Origin of the sequence: Acidiphilium sp. (assembly GCF_049977125.1) — a bacterium.
Taxonomy (GTDB): domain Bacteria; phylum Pseudomonadota; class Alphaproteobacteria; order Acetobacterales; family Acetobacteraceae; genus Acidiphilium.
Window position 1 is genome coordinate 1 of sequence record NZ_JBMFGY010000338.1, and the last position, 1,908, is coordinate 1,908.

Below are 1,908 nucleotides of genomic sequence, written 5' to 3' on the forward strand. Positions count from 1 at the left end.
AGGATTGCCGCGAGCGGAACGAGTTGGGTCTGATACGGCAGATCCCGCGCGCGAAAAATCTTCAGCCCGTGAAGAAACTTCGCGGCGAGTTTATACCCCTGCTCTACACTGTCTGCGTATTGCCGGTAGGCGGCGAGCGGTAGCTGGAGCAGACTGTTACGATTAGCGCTGATGGCGGGCGGTTCACGGCCCTCGGCTTCGGCCGTCTCCCGCACGGACTTCGTATGAAGCAACGAGATCGCCTGCAGGAATTCGACCGACTCGACATGCGCAAGCACCGGCAGCTTTACGAGCCGATCGCGTCGCGCCTTCCAGTCATCACGCAACTGGAAATTCTCGGCGGCATACATGGCTGTGACAAGTTCGAATGCATCGAGTGCTTTCCCGCCCGTATTGACCTTCTCGAATACGAGACACACGGCTGCACGGCTGGTATCCTTGCCGAGCGCGATCACTGGAACTTGGTAGTCTGCAAAATTGTTGATCACCTTGATCGAAAACTCATTGATCAGGGCCATGTGGGCTTTGCGCGACTCCATATCCTGCAAGACCCAGGTCAGTGCGGCCTGAATCCAATGCTGAGATTTGAATATCTGATCGATCGGAAAATAAAGCGCTGCAAATTCCGCCTCTTCGGTCGACAGATCCAGAACGACATCGCGACCGAACGCCCCGCGGATAGTTCGGTCCTCGGGAACGGCGATAATCGACTCTCGCCGCGATAGTGTCGGGTTGATAGCCGCCTGAATGTCGAAATAGAAGTGCAGTTTTACCGGCCGTTTCCGTGCCGTCTGTGTCAGCACCGGATCGCGCGTTGACGTCGATTGGTACAGCGATGTCATTCGTTGCTGTCCATCGAGAAGAAATGATTCGAGGCGCTTCGTGGCCCGAGGTGCCCCTTCGACCGGGCGGACAGCGAAAGCGATCTCGCCTGAAGCATCAAGTGTCATCAAGGCACCAACGGGAAAACCTTCTGACACGGATGCTAGAAGATCAATGATACGATCCTGGTCCCATACCCAGCCACGCTGAAAATCAGGGAGCTGGATTTTGCCGTCGTGGCAATCCTGCATCAGGTCTTTGAGAGGAAATGGGTTTGTCTTGAACGACGTTGTCACTTTTGTGCTCCTAAAAGCGTATCAACCAGCTCAATGAAATCTTCGTCCATCAGCGCCCAGTCCCGAAATTCGGCAAACTCCCAGCGGCCGAAACCGCCCAGATTGTTGACCCCCGGCACCCACAGTTCGCGCGTGGTCTCCGCCTTAGCCTTGTCAGCCTCGGTGCGCAGGCCCTTCACTTCGAGAATGAGGTTGACCGGCTCCGCGCCGCCGTCATCGATCCGGACCAGAAAATCCGGCACGTAACGGCGCATGGTCCCAGCGTCGAGATAGGGGATGTCGAACCCCATGGCCTGGTTTTTGGCATAGGCCAGCACGCGCGGGTGGCCCTCCAGCGCCAGGGCGAGCGGTTGTTCCCAGGTGCTGTCCAGCACCACGTGGCTGATGTGGGATTTCGGTGGCCGGGCACCGGTGGTCCAGCAGGGTTTGGACGTGATGAAATTGACATGCCGGGTAGAGCCGCGCGGATTATACGGGTCGAGCACCGCGAGGATCGGGCCGTTGCTCGCACGGCTGAGGGCAATGTCGATCTTGCTGGCGGCGCGCGCGAGTTGGTCCTCGTAGAGAATGGCGCCGATCGGCACGCCTCTGGTGACCAGATACCCGCCATCGAGCCATGAGCGGGCGATTTTCTGGATCTGCGGGAACAGATGCTGCCGCGGTACGCCGTCCTCGTCGCGAAAATGGGTGTAAAGCAGGTATTTGGCGAGGTTGTAGCTGATTTCAGACGGGCGCAGCCGTTCCATGACCTCGGGCGTGATGGTCACGCCCTGGCCAACGATACCTTCCA

1 protein-coding gene and 1 pseudogene are annotated in these 1,908 nt (G+C 58.2%); both read right to left on the minus strand.

Annotated features, from left to right (window positions below):
- A partial coding sequence (locus ACP5E6_RS18850; RefSeq protein WP_427956992.1) for a GmrSD restriction endonuclease domain-containing protein occupies positions 1 to 1,118 on the minus strand: 1,118 nt, incomplete at its 3' end.
- Positions 1,115 to 1,908, minus strand: a pseudogene (locus tag ACP5E6_RS18855) (restriction endonuclease); the annotation flags it as partial. The pseudogene ACP5E6_RS18855 and the gene ACP5E6_RS18850, both read right to left, overlap by 4 nt.